The sequence below is a fragment of the Thermobacillus xylanilyticus genome, from assembly GCF_907165215.1.
Lineage (GTDB): Bacteria > Bacillota > Bacilli > Paenibacillales > Paenibacillaceae > Thermobacillus > Thermobacillus xylanilyticus.
Window position 1 is genome coordinate 18468 of record NZ_CAJRAY010000048.1, and the last position, 15288, is coordinate 33755.

16 protein-coding genes are annotated in these 15288 nt (G+C 62.9%); all 16 read left to right on the plus strand.

The genetic code is table 11. The annotated features are described in order from the left end of the window. Window positions 1-135: 135 nt before the first annotated feature. The 16 genes from KJQ12_RS10195 (at window position 136) to KJQ12_RS10270 (ending at window position 15197) form a co-directional block, all read left to right on the plus strand. The gene (locus KJQ12_RS10195; protein ID WP_244860553.1) at window positions 136-450 is read left to right on the plus strand and encodes a nucleotide pyrophosphohydrolase; all 315 of its coding nucleotides are present in this window, start codon (window positions 136-138) and stop codon (window positions 448-450) included. Window positions 451-532: 82 nt separating this feature from the next. Continuing rightward, window positions 533-1057, plus strand: a complete 525-nt coding sequence (locus KJQ12_RS10200) for a tetratricopeptide repeat protein (protein WP_213484585.1) — start codon at window positions 533-535, stop codon at window positions 1055-1057. Between the two features lie 39 nt (window positions 1058-1096). Next, window positions 1097-1921, plus strand: a complete 825-nt coding sequence (gene dapB, locus KJQ12_RS10205; RefSeq protein ID WP_213484586.1) for a 4-hydroxy-tetrahydrodipicolinate reductase — start codon at window positions 1097-1099, stop codon at window positions 1919-1921. Between the two features lie 8 nt (window positions 1922-1929). Continuing rightward, window positions 1930-2352: a methylglyoxal synthase gene (mgsA, locus tag KJQ12_RS10210; RefSeq protein ID WP_213484615.1), complete on the plus strand. Its 423-nt coding sequence runs from the start codon at window positions 1930-1932 to the stop codon at window positions 2350-2352. Next, window positions 2349-3038 carry a bacillithiol biosynthesis deacetylase BshB1 gene (gene bshB1 / locus KJQ12_RS10215; RefSeq protein ID WP_213484587.1) on the plus strand — a complete coding sequence of 230 codons (690 nt, stop codon included), beginning with the start codon at window positions 2349-2351 and terminating at the stop codon, window positions 3036-3038. Before mgsA ends, bshB1 begins: the two co-directional genes overlap by 4 nt. Window positions 3039-3068: 30 nt before the next feature. Beyond that, window positions 3069-4229, plus strand: a complete 1161-nt coding sequence (bshA, locus tag KJQ12_RS10220; protein WP_213484588.1) for an N-acetyl-alpha-D-glucosaminyl L-malate synthase BshA — start codon at window positions 3069-3071, stop codon at window positions 4227-4229. A gap of 22 nt (window positions 4230-4251) precedes the next feature. Then, window positions 4252-5496, plus strand: coding sequence for a CCA tRNA nucleotidyltransferase (locus KJQ12_RS10225; RefSeq protein ID WP_213484589.1), 1245 nt, complete (start codon window positions 4252-4254; stop codon window positions 5494-5496). Further along, window positions 5493-6455, plus strand: coding sequence for a biotin--[acetyl-CoA-carboxylase] ligase (locus KJQ12_RS10230; RefSeq protein ID WP_213484590.1), 963 nt, complete (start codon window positions 5493-5495; stop codon window positions 6453-6455). Before KJQ12_RS10225 ends, KJQ12_RS10230 begins: the two co-directional genes overlap by 4 nt. 334 nt (window positions 6456-6789) lie before the next feature. Further along, window positions 6790-7656: a 3-methyl-2-oxobutanoate hydroxymethyltransferase gene (gene panB, locus KJQ12_RS10235; RefSeq protein WP_213484591.1), complete on the plus strand. Its 867-nt coding sequence runs from the start codon at window positions 6790-6792 to the stop codon at window positions 7654-7656. Further along, on the plus strand, window positions 7643-8533 hold the full coding sequence (panC, locus tag KJQ12_RS10240; protein WP_213484592.1) for a pantoate--beta-alanine ligase: 891 nt from the start codon (window positions 7643-7645) through the stop codon (window positions 8531-8533). Before panB ends, panC begins: the two co-directional genes overlap by 14 nt. A 7-nt stretch (window positions 8534-8540) precedes the next feature. After that, on the plus strand, window positions 8541-8924 hold the full coding sequence (panD, locus tag KJQ12_RS10245) for an aspartate 1-decarboxylase (protein ID WP_213484593.1): 384 nt from the start codon (window positions 8541-8543) through the stop codon (window positions 8922-8924). A 146-nt stretch (window positions 8925-9070) separates the two neighbouring features. Further along, window positions 9071-9841 (plus strand): tetratricopeptide repeat protein, encoded by a 771-nt coding sequence (locus KJQ12_RS10250; RefSeq protein WP_213484594.1) that lies wholly within the window; start codon window positions 9071-9073, stop codon window positions 9839-9841. 14 nt (window positions 9842-9855) lie between these two features. Continuing rightward, the gene (gene dinG, locus KJQ12_RS10255) at window positions 9856-12729 is read left to right on the plus strand and encodes an ATP-dependent DNA helicase DinG (protein WP_213484595.1); all 2874 of its coding nucleotides are present in this window, start codon (window positions 9856-9858) and stop codon (window positions 12727-12729) included. Continuing rightward, window positions 12729-13388, plus strand: a complete 660-nt coding sequence (locus KJQ12_RS10260; protein WP_213484596.1) for a redox-sensing transcriptional repressor Rex — start codon at window positions 12729-12731, stop codon at window positions 13386-13388. Before dinG ends, KJQ12_RS10260 begins: the two co-directional genes overlap by 1 nt. Further along, entirely contained in the window at window positions 13366-14673 is a 1308-nt protein-coding gene (locus KJQ12_RS10265) for an amidohydrolase (RefSeq protein WP_213484597.1), read from the plus strand. Before KJQ12_RS10260 ends, KJQ12_RS10265 begins: the two co-directional genes overlap by 23 nt. Next, complete coding sequence (locus KJQ12_RS10270) at window positions 14670-15197, plus strand: cell wall elongation regulator TseB-like domain-containing protein (protein WP_213484598.1); 528 nt, start codon at window positions 14670-14672, stop codon at window positions 15195-15197. The genes KJQ12_RS10265 and KJQ12_RS10270 overlap by 4 nt, the downstream gene beginning before the upstream one ends. Window positions 15198-15288: the final 91 nt, after the last annotated feature.

Here is a 15288-nt window from a genome sequence, read left to right on the forward strand (position 1 = left end):
AAGCAAAACGGCCGGCGCCGTGTCCGCGGGCGGACACAACCGTTCGGCGTAAAAGGATAAGTCGATATTAAGCTTATCAATTTTTATCTTTCATGGAAAGGATCGTGCTTAGTGTTGGGCAAAACACTCGCCGACATGCAGCGTGAAGTCGATGCATATATTTCACAGTTCAAGGAAGGCTACTTCAGTCCGCTCGCCTTGATGGCCCGGCTGACGGAAGAAGCCGGGGAACTGGCGCGTGAAGTGAACCATCACTACGGGCCCAAGCCGAAGAAGCCCGACGAGCCGGACAGTTCCATCGAGATGGAACTCGGGGACCTGCTTTTCATTCTCATTTGCTTTGCCAATTCGCTGGGGATCGATCTGACGGAAGCGCATGACAAGGTGATGGCGAAATTCTCGACGCGCGACAAGGACCGCTGGACGCGCATCGAGCAGCCGGCCGAATAGTGCGGCGGCTTGCCCGCCCATACCCGGCGCTTGCCTTGTGCATATGCTGATCGATAAGCATATGTGCGAGGGGGCGTGGAGGATGGCCGGGGAAGAGCATATCAGACAGGCTTATGCTTCGATCTTGTCGGGCGACTACGAACAGGCGATCCGGTCGTTCGAGCAGGCCATCGCTGCCGAGCCCGGCAATCCTGCATATCACCACAAATGCTCGATTACCTGCATGCGCAGCGCCCTGTGGACGAAGGCGCTCCGGCACGCGGAGGAAGCGGTCAGGCTGGCGCCGGATCAGACGGATTACCGCTACCATCTCGCTTCGGTTCAGGCGCGAATTGCGGCCGAGGAAGCCAAAAATGAGCTGGCGGCAGCCGATCCCGACTATGCATCCGTCATCGGCCGGCTGAAGCTTGCGCTGGAATTGGATCCGTTGCTCGATGAAGCCTGGCTGCTCATGGCGGCGGCATACGGGGCGCTCGGACGGTTCGATGAAGCGGCTCAGGCGGCAAGGGAAGCGCTCAGGCTGAATCCCGCGCATGGAGAAGCCAAGCGGCTGTTTGCCGACTATCGCCGGCGTCATCGGAGAAAGCAAAAACGCACGCTGCATTGAACTAATTCATTACTCAAGTGGGAACAGGAGTTGGAAGGCATGACGGACAAGATTCGCGTCGCGGTTGCGGGCGCAAGCGGCAAAATGGGACGTGAAGTCGTCAAAATGGTGCTGGAAGAACCGGCTTTTGAACTGGCGGCCGCCGTCGGACGCACGTCGGCCGGTCAGGATGCGGGCGCCGCTGCGGGATTGCCCGCCTGCGGCGTCACGATCACCGGCGACCTTGAGGAAGCGCTGCGCGGCGGCGCAGTCGACGTATTGGTTGATTTTACGGTGCCGCAGTCGGCTTACGACAACACGAAGACGGCGATTACATACGGTGTGCGTCCCGTTGTCGGCACGACCGGCTTCACGCCGGAACAGATTGACGAACTGGACAAGCTGTGCAGAAGCCGCGGTATCGGCGGCCTGATCGCGCCCAACTTCTCGATCGGCGCCATTCTGATGATGCGGTTCGCCGCGGAAGCGGTGCGCTACTTCCCGCATCTGGAGATTATCGAGTATCACGGGGACCGGAAGCTGGATGCGCCGTCCGGCACCTCCATCAAGACCGCGGAACTGATTTCCGAAGTGCGCGGTGAGCTCAAACAGGGGCATCCCGATGAGGAAGAGAAACTGGAAGGCGCGCGCGGCGGATATTACAACGGATTCCGCATCCACAGCGTCCGGCTGCCCGGCGTATTCGCCCAGCAGGAAGTGATCTTCGGCGCTTTCGGACAGACACTGCGCATCCGGCATGATTCGTATGACCGCGCCGGCTACATGCCGGGGGTCAAGACCGCGGTGCAGAAAGTGATGACTTATACCGGCCTCGTCTACGGATTCGAGCATCTGATGGACGGCGGAGAGGAGAAACGTTCATGACGGCGCGGATGCAGGTTGCGTTCATTGCGCACGACCGGAAGAAAGACGAAATGGTCAATTTCGTCATCGCTTATGAGCATGTATTCCGCCATCACGATCTGTATGCCACCGGCACGACCGGCAAGCGGATCATGGAGCAGACCGGGCTTACGGTGCACCGGTTCATGTCGGGGCCGCTCGGCGGCGACCAGCAGATCGGCGCGCTGGTGGCGGAGAATGTCATGGATTTGATCATTTTCCTGCGTGATCCGCTGATGGCGCAACCCCATGAACCGGATATCAACGCGCTGCTGCGCCTCTGCGACGTGTACGGCATTCCCGTCGCCACGAACGTCGCCACGGCCGAACTGCTCGTCAAAGCGCTCGAGCGCGGCGAATTCGCGTGGCGGGAGCTTGTCCACAAATACAAGCCGGAGGACTGGCGGTCATGACGGTTGCCGTCGACATGCTGGCGTTCGGCGCCCACCCGGACGATGTCGAGATCGGCATGGCCGCGACGATCGCCAAGCATACGCAGGCCGGCATCCGCTTCGGCATCTGCGATCTGACCCGCGCGGAAATGTCGTCGAACGGGACGGTGGAACTGCGGCAGCGCGAGGCCGCGGAAGCCGCCGAGGCGATCGGGCTGGCGTATCGCTCCTGTCTCGGATTGCCTGACCGGGGGCTGACCGGTTCGCCGGATCAGATGGCGTCCATCGTGCGCGAAATCCGGAAACTTCGGCCGCGGATCGTGTTCGCGCCGTATTGGAACGACCGCCATCCCGACCATAACGCCGCGAGCCGCCTCGTGGAAGAGGCGGTTTTCAATGCGAAGCTGCGCCGGTACATGCCCGAACTCGAACCGGTCCAGGTGGAGCAAATGTATTTCTACTATATCAATGATGTGGCGGAAGTCGATCTGATCGTCAATGTTTCGGATTGGTACGACGCGAAGCGCCGCGCGCTGTCGGCCTATCGGTCGCAGTTCGAATCGGGGCCGGATACGGTAGCGACGCCGCTGAACCAACGCTACGTCGAAAATGTCGAAGCCCGCGACCGGCTGCTCGGCGGCCAGCGTCAGTGGGCATTTGCCGAAGGCTTCGCGGTGAAGCGCCCCTTTGAGGTGCATCTGTTCTGAGCGCACCGCGAAGCGAGAGGAGGAGCATCCATGGCCAGACCGCTCAAGATCGGCATTACCTGTTACCCGACGCTCGGCGGATCCGGTGTCGTCGCGACCGAACTCGGCAAGCTGCTCGCCGAGAAAGGGCATGAGATTCATTTCATTACGCACAGCATTCCGTTCCGGCTCGGCAAGTTCCAGCGCAACATCTATTACCATGAAGTCGAAGTGAACAATTATTATGTCTTCCGCTATCCGCCGTACGATCTGTCGCTGGCCAGCAAGATGGCGCAGGTCGCGCGGATGCAGAAACTGGATCTGCTGCACGTCCACTACGCCGTGCCGCATGCCATCTGCGCCTGGCTGGCGAAACAGATGCTGGACGGCGGCATCAAGACGGTAACGACGCTGCACGGCACCGATATCACGGTGCTGGCACAGGACGAATCGCTGCGCGATCTGATCCGGCTCGCGATCCATCAGAGCGATGCGGTGACGGCCGTCTCGCGGGATTTGATTCGGGAGACCCGCGAACGGCTTGATATCGAGACGCCGATCGATCTGACGTACAATTTCGTCGACAAGCGCGTCTACTACCCGCGGGAATGCCGTTCGCTGCGCAACGAATACGCCGCGCCGGGCGAGAAGGTGCTGATGCACATCTCCAACTTCCGGCCGGTGAAGCGGGTCGGCGACGTCGTTGACGTGTTCGCGCGCGTGAACGCGAAGCTGCCTTCGCGTCTGCTGCTCGTCGGGGAAGGTCCGGAACTGTCGAAAATACAATGGCAGGTCGAATCGCTCGGCCTGGAGGACCGCGTCACCTTCCTCGGCAAGCAGGACGACGTGGCGCAGGTCATTTCCGTCGCGGACCTGCTGCTGCTGCCGTCCGAGAAAGAAAGCTTCGGCCTCGTCGCCCTCGAAGCGATGGCCTGCGGCGTGCCGACGATCGGCTCACTCGCCGGCGGCATTCCGGAGCTTGTCGCGCACGGCACGACCGGCTTCCTCGCGCCGGTCGGCGATACGGAGCGGATGGCCGAATACGCGGTTCAGCTGCTGAGCGACGAATCGACGTACGCACGGTTCCGGGAAGCATGCCTGGAACGGGCCCGCACGACGTTCTGCAATGACCGGATTACCGCGGAATACGAGCGCATCTATTATCGCGTGCTCGGGATCGAGGCCGATATTCCGATACCGGTGTGCGAATAAGCGCGAGAGGTGGTGCGCCGCCATGGACGGAAAGCTGAAAGACGCGATGCCGGTGATCGAACGATTGAGCGCCGCCGGCCACCAAGCGTATTTCGTCGGCGGCTGCGTCCGCGACGCCTTGCTCGGCCGGCCGATCGGCGATGTCGACATCGCGACGTCCGCGCGGCCGGAAGCGGTCATGGCGATCTTTCCGAAGCATGTCCCGACCGGCATCCGGCACGGCACGGTAACCGTGTTCGTGAAAGGCCGGTCGTATGAAGTGACGACGTTCCGCACGGAATCGGACTATGACGACCATCGCCGACCGTCGGATGTCGCATTCGTCGACGACATCCGGACCGATCTCAAGCGCAGGGATTTCACGGTCAACGCCATGGCGATGGACGCGGACGGCCGGGTAATCGATCCGTTCGGCGGGATGTCCGACCTTGAACGCGGTGTCATCCGCTGCGTCGGCAGTCCGGACGAACGATTCCGTGAAGACGCCCTGCGCATGGTCCGGGCCGTCCGGTTCGCGGCGGAGCTTGGCTTCCGCATCGCGCCGTCGACATGGCGCGCGCTCAGGCGGAACGCCGGGCTGTTGCGTCATATCGCGCTGGAACGCGTCGGTGCCGAACTGGACAAGATGGTCCGCGGCGCCGATCCGGACCGGGCGGCCGCTTTGTTCATCCGCTCCTGTCTATGGCGGACGACGAAGACGCCGCTGGAGACAAACGGTCTTCCGGCATGCGCGGGGAAGGTGAAGCTGTCCGGCCTGGAGGCGGGCGACCTCAGGTGGATCGCGCTTTGGGCGGCGTCGAACGTTTCGCCGGAGGCGGCTCACCATTGGATGTCGCAGTTCGCGTTCGGCAAGAAGCGGATGCGCGCGATCTTCGCGCCGCTGGAACTGCATGCCGCCGCGGCGAGCATTCCCGATACCCGCGAAGCATGGGCTGCGCTTGCGCTGCGCCACGGGCGCCAGGCTGCGGCAGACTGGCTGGACGTCATGCGCGCGCTTCCCGGCATCAGTCCCGTCCCGGCGGATCGACTGGCCCGATGGTCGGCATGGCTGGCGGACATCCCGGCGTTTGCGGCGGCGGAGCTGGCGCTCGACGGGACGGAATTGGCGGAAGCGGCTGGCAGGAAAGGCGGCCCGTGGATCAAGCGGACGATGGATCGGCTGCTGCTGGAGACGGCCGCCGGCCGCCTGCCCAACGAACGTCGGGCATTGCTCGAGAGGGCGCTGCGCATTCTGGACAATGAACCGGACGGGAAGGACGAACCATGAGAGAACGACTGCTGGAAATGTTGACGGAACGCGAAGGCGAGTACATTTCGGGCGAAGAGGCGAGCCGCCGGCTCGGCATCAGCCGGACGGCGGTCTGGAAACATATCCGCAGGCTGACGGAGGAAGGCTACGCGATCGAAGCGAGCCGCAACCGGGGATATCGGCTGGCGGGAACGCCGGACCGGCTGACGGCGACCGGGCTCATGTCGCGCCTCAAGACGAAGTCGCTCGGCCGGTCGCTTCACTTGTACGACGAGATCGGCTCGACCCAGGATGCCGCGAAGCGGCTCGCCGAAGAAGGGGCGCCCGAAGGCACGCTTGTCATCGCGGAGCAGCAGACGAGCGGACGGGGCAGGATGGGGCGGAGCTGGCTGTCGCCGAAGTACAAGGGACTGTGGATGAGCCTCGTGCTCCGGCCGAACGTTCCGGTCCTTTGCACGCCGCAGCTGACGCTGCTGACCGCCGCCGCCCTCTGCCGGTCGCTGCGACGACAGACAGGCCTTGAGATCGGCATCAAATGGCCCAACGATCTGCTGATTGACGGCCGCAAGATCAGCGGCATCCTGCTCGAATCGAGCGCGGAAGAGGAGCGGCTGCGCCATGTCGTCGCCGGCATCGGCATCAGCGTCAACCTCGAGCCGGAGGATTACCCTCCCGAGCTGAGGTCGAAAGCCGTTTCGCTCCGGATGGCCGCCGGCAGGCCGCTTGACCGGACGGAAACGGCGGCGCAGTTTCTCGAATCGCTCGAAGAACTGTACGACATTTACCGCAATGACGGATTCGGCCCGATCCGGCTGCTCTGGGAAGCGTGGTCCGTCTCGCTCGGCAAGCCGGCCGTCCTGAAGACGCCGCAAGGAACCGTGGAAGGCGTGCCGCTCGGCCTCTCCGACAACGGCGCGCTGCGCGTCCGGACGGCGGACGGATTGGTGCGGGAAGTGTTTTCGGCGGAATTCGAATGACGCGCCGGACGGCGGACGAACGAATGTCCGCCGCTTTCTTTTCGGGCCCCGCCGTGCTATACTTGTCGGCAAGAGGCGGTATCGCATTTTTCGCGAATCGCACTCGGGACTTATGGATTTGAATTTCATCTTGCGCGGAACGTTCATCCGGGTTGGCGCATTCTGCTCAGAGCCGCGAGGGACCGAGACAGAAGGAAGCACGCTTGACCGTGATGTTTCCTGTTGTCGTCTGAGGACCTACGGCGTTGCTGCCGGAAGGTTTTTTGCTTTTTCCGGAAAAATGAGGGCGCACCGGTGCGGAACGTTCGGCGGCGAATGGGAGGGACCATGCGGCATGCAGGCACTTACCGTGACGAAATGGCTGCAAATGAAAAAGGACGGAATCCCGATCTCCATGGTGACCGCGTACGACTATCCTTCGGCACGGCTGGCCGAGGAAGCGGGCGTGGACGCCATTCTCGTCGGCGATTCGCTCGGCAATGTCGTGCTCGGCTACGACACGACGCTGCCGGTGACATTGGATGACATCATCTATCACGCCCGCGCCGCAAGGCGCGGCGCACCCGATACATTCATCGTGGCCGATCTGCCGTTTATGACCTACCGGCTCGGCGCGGAGTCGACGCTCCGCAATGCGGGCAGACTGATGCAGGAGACCGGCGTGCAGGCGGTCAAGCTGGAAGGCGGCGCGGACATCGCCCATGAAGTATCCGCCCTGACGGCGGCCGGCATTCCGGTCATGGGCCATATCGGACTTCTGCCGCAGTCGATTCACCAAATCGGCGGGTACAAAGTCCAGGGCAAGCTGGAGGCGGACATCCGCCGTCTGATCGATGACGCGAAGGCGCTCGAAGAAGCCGGCGCGTTCGCCATCGTGCTCGAACTGGTGACTGACGGCGCGGCTGAAGCGGTGACGCGCGCCCTCAAGATTCCGACGATCGGCATCGGGGCCGGCGCCGCCTGCGACGGCCAGGTGCTCGTCTATCACGACATGATCCGGTACGCCTCTCCGTATCGAAGCAAGAAGTTCGTGAAAACCTACGCCGATGTCGGCACGACCATCCGCGACGCCATCGGCGCCTACGTGCGCGATGTGAAGGCCAGAACGTTCCCCGGAGCCGAGCACAGTTTTCCGGGCGCGTCGGAAATCGCCGCGCAGCTGTACGGCGGCGGGGAGGCGAAACAAGATGCGGGTCATTGAGACGATCGCCGAACTTCGCGCCGCCATCGCCGAATGGCGCAGGCAGAACCCCGCTGGCACGGTCGGATTCGTGCCGACGATGGGCTATCTGCACGAAGGCCACGCCAGCCTGATCCGCCGCTCGGCGGCGGAGAACGGGCTCACCATCGTCAGCGTCTTCGTCAATCCGCTGCAGTTCGGCCCGAATGAAGATTTCGAGCGGTACCCGCGCGATGCCGGGCGGGACAGGCAGGTGTCCGAAGCGGCGGGGGCCGATCTGTTGTTCATGCCGTCCGTGGCCGAAATGTATCCGCGCCCGACCGCGACGCGCGTCATGATCGCCGGTCTTACGGACCGGCTGTGCGGGGCGTCGAGACCCGGCCATTTCGACGGCGTCGGCACCGTCGTCAGCAAACTCTTTCATATTGTCATGCCGGATAAAGCCTATTTCGGCCTGAAAGACGCGCAGCAGGTTGCCGTTATCGAGCGGATGGTCGAAGATTTGAACTTCCCCGTCCGCATCGTGCCGTGCGAGACGGTGCGGGAACCGGACGGACTCGCGCTCAGTTCGCGAAATGTCTATCTGAACGCGGAAGAGAGGGGCCAGGCCGTCATTCTGTACGAAACGCTCGAGTTGGCGGAGCAGAAGTTCCGCGAACCCGGCATGACGCCCGGCGAGCTTAAAGCGGCGATGCATGCGCACATCAAGCGCGCGCCGCTTGCCGAGACGGATTATGCGGAACTGCTCACCTGGCCGAATCTGGAGCCTCCGGCGGACATCCCGTTCGATCAGATGCCGCCGGGCAGCCGGTTCATCGCAGCGCTGGCCGTCAAATTCGGCCGGACGCGGCTCATCGACAACCGGCTGCTTGCAACGGGGCCGGCGGGAAAGGAGTGAGGATACCATGATGCGGAACATGATGAAGTCGAAAATCCACCGCGCGACCGTAACGGAAGCGAACCTGAACTATGTGGGCAGCATCACGATCGATGAAGATCTGATGGAGGCGGCCGACCTGTGGGAGAACGAAAAGGTTCAGGTGGTCAATATCAACAACGGCGCCCGGCTGGAGACGTATGTCATTCCCGGTCCGCGCGGTTCGGGCGTCATCTGCCTGAACGGCGCCGCCGCCCGCCATGCCCAGCCAGGCGACAAAGTCATCATTATCTCTTATGCGCTGATGACCGAAGAGGAAGCCCGTGAATATCGTCCGCGGATCGTCCTCATGGACGAAGGGAATCGTCCGGCCGGCATGACGGGCAAGGAAGAGCACGCAACGATCCTGTAATACTGCAATCCGCCAGCCCGGCCGTAATCCGGCTTCAGTTGCGGGATGTAACTTGAGTCCCGCAGTATAGTTCCCCCTCGCTTCGGCGCAGAATGAGCATACCGGCGGAGCGCGCCGGAAGGCCCAAGGCGAAGGGGGCGGCGAGGGTGGTCAGGCAATGGTTCAAAGTCATGAACGACATGCTTGACGAAATGCTGACGCGATATCCTGCCGCGGATGCGGCGCAGCGCGGGTTGATCGAAGCGCAGCTGAGCAAGATCCAGGACATGAGCGACATGATCGTCGACGGCTGGCTGCAGGTGGAAGAGAAGCTGGCGAGGCTGCGGGAGATGACGTCATTCGGCGAAGCGGACGGCGGCAAGCAAACGCTGGCCGCAGCGGCGCCGATACTCGGGGAGATCGGACATGCCGCGCCGGCGGCATCGGCGGAAGCCGGTCACGTGCTCGGAACGGCCGAACCGTCCCCGTCGGCATCAGCGGAAACCGGTCCGTCGCAAGCGGCGAGGGAAGAAGCGGAACGCCATCTCACCGCCGGCCAGGGTTACTACGATCTGGCCATGTACAAAGACGCGGCCGCGTCGTTCAGCCGGGCGGTAGAGCTCTGTCCCGAATCGCTGGCGGCACGAATGTTCCTGGCGATGTCCTACATGCATCTCCGCGAATGGGAGAACGCCGAGCGCCACTTCCTGTTCATCGTCCGCACGGCGTCGCAGCCGAAGCTGAAGGCGCTCGGCCTGAACGCGCTCGGCTGCATTCAGGCCGTCACGGCGAATCTGGAGCAGGCGGTTCAATATTTCAAACAAGCCTGCGAAGCGGATCCCGCCTTCACCGGCGCCGCGCGCAATCTGGCAAACTGCAGATCGAACGCCGGACCTTTGACGCTGTATTTCGGCAATTCCGAGTTCGGCTGCACGTGAGGAGAACGTACCGGATGAAATTTGCTGTCCTCGATCTGGAAACAACCGGCAATCATAGCAACGAAGATGATATCATTCAAATCGGCATCGTGCTGCTCGATGATGAATGCGGCGTGACCGGGAGTTATACGTCCTATGTGCGCCCGAGAGTCCCGGTCCCCGCAATTATCACCGAGCTTACGGGCATTACGGATGAAGACGTGCGCGAAGCGCCCGAACCGGAAGATGTGCTGCTCGAGGTCATTCCGCTGCTGAGTGACGCGGTGCTGGTGGCGCACAACGCCGGATTTGACGTCAGCTTCCTCAATCAGGCGCTGGACCGGTGCGGCTACATGCCGTTCACGGGCCGGGTGCTGGACACGCTGCAGCTGCTGCGCATCCTGTATCCGACCCAGCCGTCCTACCAGCTGGGCGCCGTATCCGAAGTGTTCGGCATCGAGCACGAACGCCATCATCAGGCCGACAGCGACGCCATGGCGACCGCCCTTCTCTTCAAGGCCTGCATGGACAAACTGCGCAATTTGCCGCTGCTGACGCTGGAGCGGCTGGCCTCGCAGCTCGGCGACGGCGACGATCTCGGCTGGATCGTTCACGACGCGCTGCAGCGAAGGCAGCGTCTGGCCGCCGCCGATCCGGACGGCTACCGCTACTATCGCCAGTTCGCGCTCAAGGTCGGTGAATGGACGGACGAAGAACCGCCGCGCCACGATGATCCGGAATCGGCCGAACGGCTGCGCGAACTGGATTTTGAGATGTTTTTGGAAGAGACGCTCGCCCGGCTGAAGGAACATGTTCCGGGGTACGAACCGCGCGAGTCGCAGGTGCGCATGTTCCGCGAGGTGTACGACGCGCTGGAATCCGGGCGCCATCTGATGATCGAGGCCGGCACGGGCACGGGCAAGTCGCTCGGCTACCTTATTCCGGCTCTCTTCTATGGTATCCGCCAAGATGAGAAAATAGTCGTGAGCACCCATACGATCAATCTCCAGGAACAGATCCGCGAGCGGGATGTGCCGCTGCTTGCCAAGGTGCTGCCGCTGCCGTTCAAGGCGTCCGTCTTCAAGGGCCGCGGCAACTACCTGTGCCTGCGCAAGTTCGAGAGCAAGATCGCGGCGCGCGATTATACCGCGCCCGCGGATGACCGGCTGACGACGGCTCAGATGCTGGTCTGGCTCGGCGAGACCGAGCACGGCGACCAGGAGGAGCTGAACTTCGGCGGGCGGGGGGCCGAATATTGGCATACCGTCGCCAGCGACGCCGATTCGTGCCTGAACCGCTCCTGTCCCTGGTTCAAGCTTTGTTTCTATCACCGGGCGAAACAGGAAGCCGTTCATGCGGATCTGGTCATCACGAACCATTCGCTGCTGTTCACCGACATCCGCGCCGAATACCGGCTGCTGCCCGCATACGACCACCTCATCGTCGACGAGGCCCATCATCTGGATGACGCTGCCGGCAAACATCTCGGCATGCAGCTCTCTTACAACAGCGGTATGCATCCGCTGACGCGGCTTTGCAAGGACGCCCGCACGGGACTCATCTTCCAGCTCAAACAGAAGATCGCATCCACCGGCCATGTGCGCGCTGAAAGCTGGACCGCAACGATCGAGAAGGCCGTTCCGGTGTTCGGCGAACTGCGCATCCATTGGGACGAGCTGTTCGAACTGCTGTATCGGCTGGCGCAGCCGGAGCCCGACGCCGACGGCGGGCAGGGCGTCATGCGGCTCAAGACCGACAAGCCACCGGCCGAATGGGAAGCGGTGCGGACAGCCGAAGCGAACGTGTTCGCTTCCTTGAACGAGATCATCCGCACGTTCGAGAAGCTGCTCGCGGAGCTCAAGGAACATTGCGACGACGCCGAAGTCGAAGCGGTGGCGGTCGACACCGCGGGCCGGGTGAAAGACCTGGCGCGCGTCCGCGACGACCTGCACGGCTTCGTCAAGCTGGACGAAGGCGGGACCGTCTACTGGCTGGAGGCAAACGCGTTCTACAAGTCGCGGTCGGTGCATCTGTACGCCGTGCCCGCCGATGTCAGCGGACTGCTCAAGCAATATTTCTTCGATGCGAAGCGGAGTGTCATCCTGACCTCGGCCACGCTCAGCGTGCACAAGTCGTTCGAGTATGCGACCGAACAGCTCGGGCTGTCCGGATTCGAAGCGGACGGCCGGCTCGCGACCGTGCAGCTGCCGTCGCCGTTCAATTATCGCGATCAGGCGCTGGTCGTCATTCCGCGCAACCTGCCGCCGATCAAGGGGGCGTCGGCGGATCCGGCGTTCCTTGCCGCGCTCGTCGAATCGCTGGCCGACGTGGCGCGCGAGACATCGGGCAGGATGCTCGTCCTGTTCACGTCCTACCGGATGCTGAAGCAGGTGTATGAGCCGCTGAAAGAGCGGCTTGCCGAAGCGGGAATCGCCGTCATCGGCCAGGGCATCGACGGCGGCGGCAGGACGAAGCTTGTCCGCCGGTTCCGGCAGCAGCAGGCCTCGGTGCTGCTCGGCACGAGCAGTTTCTGGGAAGGCGTCGATCTGCCGGGCGACGCGCTGACATGTCTCGCCATCGTGCGGCTGCCGTTTACCCCGCCGAACCATCCGCTGCTTGAAGCGAAATCGGAACAGCTGGCGGCGGAGAAGAAGAACCCGTTCATGAAACTGTCGATTCCGCAGGCGGTCATCCGCTTCAAGCAAGGCTTCGGCCGCCTCGTCCGCACGGCGAAGGACAAGGGAATCGTCATCCTGTACGACACGCGCGTCATTGACACGAGCTACGGCAAATATTTTCTGTACTCGCTGCCGGGCCCCAAGATCGAGACGATGCACATCGAACAGATTGTGCCGCGCATTCGGGAGTGGCTGAGTGAAACCGGGACGACGCAGGGAGGATCCGCGTGATGAAGCAGCAGACGAAAATATCCGAGGCGGTCGTGCGCAGACTGCCGCTCTATCTTCAGGCGCTCAACGAGCTTTCGCGCGGCGAGGTGCAGACCGTCTCGTCGCAGGCGCTCGGACGCAAGCTCGACCTCAACCCCGCGCAGATCCGCAAGGATCTGGCGTACTTCGGCGAATTCGGCCGCAAGGGCATCGGCTACGACGTCTCCTACCTGATCAGCAAGATCCGGCACATCCTGAAACTGGACAGGGGAATCAATGTCGCGCTGGTCGGCGCGGGCAATCTCGGCCAGGCGCTCTGCAACTACAACCGGTACAGCCGCGACAACATGAAGATCGTCGCGGTGTTCGACGATCATCCCGACAAGATCGGGATGCATATCAACACGATGCGCGTGCAGCCGATGGAGGAGCTGAAGGCGACGGTCGAAGCGCTGCAAATCCGGATCGGCATCATCACCGTGCCGGCCGCGGCGGCGCAGAAAGTGGCGGATCAGCTGGCGGACGCCGGCATCGAAGGCATTCTGAATTTCGCGCCGGCCATTCTGAAAGTGCCGCCGTCCGTGCGGGTGCATCACGCCGATTTCACGACCGAACTGCTCAGCCTTGCTTATTATTTGGAAAAGGATGCGGATCACGATGACGACAAAGTGGTGGATTGAGGGCGGCACGTTTCTGACCATGGACGACGGCCAGCCGATTGTAAACGGCCATCTGGTCGTGGAAGGCAGCCGGATCGTCTACCTTGCCGAAGCGCATCCCGGCGCGCTGGCCGACGGGGCGGAAAGGATCAGCGGCAGCGGGCTGCTCTTCATGCCGGGGCTGATCAACACGCACGGCCACGCAGCCATGACACTGCTTCGCGGGTATGCCGACGACATGGTGCTGCAGGACTGGCTGCAGAATAAAATCTGGCCGCTCGAGGCGCGCTTCACGGCGGAAGATGTGCGCGCCGGCGCGGCGCTTGCGGCCGTCGAGATGCTGAAGCGCGGGACGACGGCGTTCGTCGACATGTACGATCATATGGATGAAGTGGCGCAGGTTGTCGAGCAGGCGGGCCTCCGGGGCGTGCTGGCCCGGGGCGTCATCGGCCTGTGCTCCGAGGCGGAGCAGCGCGCCAAGCTCGAGGACGCGATTCGGTTCGCGCGGGATTGGCACGGCAAGGCGGACGGCCGCATCCGCGTCATGATGTCGCCTCACGCGCCCTACACTTGTCCGCCGGCGTTCATCGAGCAATTCGTGCAGGCCGCGCACGATCTCGATCTGCCGATGCACACCCATATGTCGGAGACGGCCGCGGAGGTGGAGCAGAACGTGCGCGATTACGGCGTCCGGCCGGTCGAGCATCTTGACCGGCTCGGCATGTTCAGCCGGCCGACGCTTGTGGCGCATGCCGTCCATCTGAACGATGACGAGATCGCGCTGCTCGCCGAACGGGGCGTTGCCGTCTCCCACAACCCGGCGAGCAATCTGAAGCTTGCCAGCGGCGTCGCGCGGGTGCCGGACATGCTCCGCGCGGGCGTGACCGTGTCGCTCGGCACGGACGGCGCGGCGAGCAACAACAACCTTGACGTTTTCGACGAAATACGGCTCACGGCGCTCATTCACAAGGGCGTATCCGGCGATCCGACGGCGGTGCCCGCTTATGAAGCGCTCAAGCTCGGAACGGTGTACGGGGCGAAGGCCATCTGGCAGTCGGACGAGATCGGGAGCCTCAAGCCCGGCATGCGGGCGGACATTGTGGCCCTCGACATCGACCAGCCGCACTATTATCCGCGGACCGATCTGATCTCCCATCTGGTCTACGCGGGCAACGGCAGAGATGTGAAACACGTCTGGGTCGACGGCGTGCAAGTCGTGAGGAATCGGACCTGCACGCGGCTGGACGAAGAACGGATCGCCGCGGAAGCGGCCGCCCGCTTCGAAAGGCTGAGCTCGGCGACATGAGGCGCCGGCAATCCGATATCCGCTTCATGACGCCGAAGCGTTGGGCTGTCATCATCCTGCTCGGGATCGGTCTGGTGCTGATGCTGCTCAATCTGTATTTTCAGTGGGCCCGAAGCGACTATGTTCGGGAAGAGCGCGAAGCGATCCGGCGGGTGAAGGCGGAAGCCGGCCTGACGAAAGTCGAATCGGCGGTCAAATTCGTATGGGACGACATCGTCTGGATTATCCGCGGCGAGCGGGAAGACGGGGAAGATCTTTATGTGTGGGCGTTCGCGGACAGGATCGAGAGTGTCCATGCGGAAGAGGCCTACGATGTCGGCCGGCTGCGGCAAGACGTGCGCCGCGCGGTTCCGGATGCGTCCATCATCCGCATCCGTCCGGGGTACGCCGAAGGCCGACGGATCTGGGAAGTTTATTACAGCAGGGAAGAAAGTGACGTCAAGCGTCACTACTATGGATTTTATGCCTTTGAAGACGGCCGTCCGATCGAGACCTACCGGCTGCCCGCGCGTTCATCCGGTTGACCTCCGGGGAGCGTCCGCCGCGCCTGAACTGGCGCAGGCGGGCGCTCCTTGCCTGTTATTGCCGCCCCATTCGATGTTCCGCGTATGTTAT